Genomic DNA, 2,924 nt, shown 5'->3' with positions numbered 1-2,924 from the left:
AGAAAATGCTCGTGATTTTGTCAAAACAGTTTTGCAAGCTCGCTTAGGTGAAGTTCCTTTAGATGTGGAACAATACCTGAATAAAGTTTCGGTACTATCTACATTACAAGAGATTGTTAAATTAGCAGCTACCGCTAATTCCCTCACAGAATTTAAGCAGTCTTTGGCAAAAATCCAATCCTAGAACTTCTTGAGAAACCGGGTTTCTTTGAGAAACTCTTTGACGAACCCGTTTTCTTTGGTATTTAGAAACCGGGTTTCTTTGAGAACCTATTTAGAAACCCGTTTTCTTTGAGAAACCCGGTTTCTTGTCTTTGAGAAAACGGGTTTCTTGTAATAAATGTTAATTTTTGTTATAGAAACCTTGAAAGATTGACGATTCTTTGAGTAAAATAGCCGCAGTAATCTTTCTAGGTCAGCGTCATGACTTCTATTAATACCCACTGAAACCATAATAAATCATAAGCAAAAATCAATGTTAATAATCGATTCTAATCTATACCAGAGATAAACGTGGGTTGGCTTAAGTACCTAAGCAAAATTAATTACACAAATCTAACCCCCCCTTGCATGAGTGCCTTTCTTCACTAGGAAATTTATTTTGCACCACTACTTAACTGTTTAATTTTCACCCTTTATTCAGGAAAAAATCATGTCAACTCCTTTTTTATTAGATATCCGTCCCGGTGCCTTTAGCTCCTACCCCAAAAATCTGACGGCAGTGGGCAGTACCCTGTACTTCATCGCCGATGACGACGTTAACGGTTATGAATTATGGAAGAGCGACGGCACGGTAGCTGGTACAGTTGCGGTGGCCGACATCCGCTCCCCCAAAAATCTAACGGCAGTGGGCAACACCCTGTTCTTTACCGCCCGTGACGGCCTTAACGGTACTGAATTATGGAAGAGCAACGGCACGGCGGCGGGTACAGTTTTGGTCAAGGATATCCTTCCCGGTTCCTCTGGCTCCTTCCCCGGCAATCTGACGGCGGCGGGCAGTACCCTGTTCTTCAATGTCGGCTCGAGGGAATTATGGAAGAGCGACGGCACGGCGGCCGGTACGGTTCTGGTCAGTGACAACTTTGCTGCTCCCGGTGCCTTGTTCGACAATATGACGGCAGTGGGCAATACCCTGTTCTTCACTGCCTATAACAACGGTTTGCAACATAAATTATGGAAGAGCGACGGCACGGTAGCCGGTACAGTTGCGGTGGCCGACATCCGCCCCCCCGGCAATCTAACGGCAGTGGGCAGTACCCTATACTTCACTGCCGATGACGGCGTTAACGGTACTGAATTATGGAAGAGCGACGGCACGGCCGCCGGTACAGTTTTAGTCAAAGATATCCTCCCCGGTTCCTCTGGCTCCTACCCCCGCTATCTAACGGCAGTGGGCAGCACCCTGTTCTTCACTGCCGATAACGGCGTGAACGGTTATGAATTATGGAAGAGCGACGGCACGGCGGCCGGTACGGTTCTGGTCAAAGATATCCGCCCCGGTTCCTTTAGGTCCCTTGACTTCTTCCCCCAGATGACGGCGGTGGGCAACACCCTGTTCTTCCGGGCCAATGACGGTGTAAACGGTTATGCATTGTGGAAAAGCGACGGCACGGCGGCCGGTACGGTTCTGGTCAAAGATATCAGCCCCGGTTCCTATGGCTTCTCCCCCCGCTATCTAACGGCAGTGGGCAGTACCCTGTACTTCACTGCCGATGACGGCGTTAACGGTTATGAATTATGGAAGAGCGACGGCACGGCGGCCGGTACGGTTCTGGTAGGCGACATCCGCCCCGGTTCCTCTAGCTCCGACCCCCGCTTTCTAACGGCGGTGGGCAGCACCCTGTACTTCACTGCCGATGACGGCGTTAACGGCCTTGAATTGTGGGCCTTAAATGTGGGTGGTCCCACAGTTCCCACCCTCGCTATTGCCGCCACCAATGCCAGTCAAACCGAAGGCAACAGTGGCAGTAAAGCCTTCACCTTCACCGTCACTCGTGCGGTTAATACCACGGGAAGCAATAACGTTAACTGGGCAGTTACCGGCAGCGGCAGCAATCCTGCCAATGCCACTGATTTTGTCGGGGGATTGTTACCTTCAGGAACCTTGAGTTTTGCGGCGGGGGAAACCAGTCAAGTAATTACTGTTGACGTTCAGGGAGATACAACAGTAGAACCGAACGAAAACTTTACCGTCACCCTCTCCAATCCCACCAACGGAGCTACCATTACCACTGCTACTGCTATTGGCACTATCCAAAATGATGATATCAGTGTCACCCCAATCGAAGCTTTCGGTAACACCAAATTAGTCCAAGACGCGACTAATAACCTCTATGCTCAAATTGGTAATAATAACCCCACAGCCATTAAAATTGGGGGGACTCAGATTACCACAAATATCTATCCAGGTTGGCAAACTTTAGCAGTAGAAACCATCAACGGAGTCAATCAAGTCCTCTGGAAATATAACGATGGTAATTATCTGCATCTGTGGACTTTAGATAGTAACTGGAATTGGCAATCTTCAAGCGGATGGTGGGGATTAAACTCCCCGGAAGCATTCACCCAAGAAACCGACTTTCAACAAGACTTTAATGGTGATGGAGTCATTGGTCAAACCTACACCCCAATCGAAGCTTTCGGTAACACCAAATTAGTCCAAGACGCGACTAATAAACTTTACGCTCAAATTGGTAATAACAATCCCACAGCCATTAAAATTGGGGGGACTCAGATTACCACAAATATCTATCCGGGTTGGCAAACTTTAGCAGTAGAAACCATCAACGGAGTCAATCAAGTTTTATGGAAATATAACGATGGTAATTATCTCCATCTGTGGAGTTTAGATAATAACTGGAATTGGCAATCTTCAAGCGGATGGTGGGGATTAAACTCCCCAGAAGCTTTCACCCAAGAAACCG

At 47.7% G+C, this 2,924-nt stretch carries 1 protein-coding gene and 1 pseudogene; both read left to right on the top strand.

Going from position 1 to position 2,924, the window contains the following annotated elements; genetic code table 11:
• A pseudogene (locus tag O9324_RS02365) lies at nucleotides 1–184 on the top strand (hypothetical protein); the annotation flags it as partial.
• 468 nt (nucleotides 185–652) lie between these two features.
• Nucleotides 653–2,924 (top strand): ELWxxDGT repeat protein (locus O9324_RS02360; RefSeq protein WP_288139385.1); only part of this gene is annotated, 2,272 nt, incomplete at its 3' end.

The sequence above is a fragment of the Microcystis sp. LE19-84.1B genome (assembly GCF_027531875.1).
In the GTDB taxonomy this organism is placed as follows: domain Bacteria; phylum Cyanobacteriota; class Cyanobacteriia; order Cyanobacteriales; family Microcystaceae; genus Microcystis; species Microcystis panniformis.
Note: the sequence above shows the minus strand (reverse complement) of the source record. Positions and strands in the feature narration are given on the sequence as shown.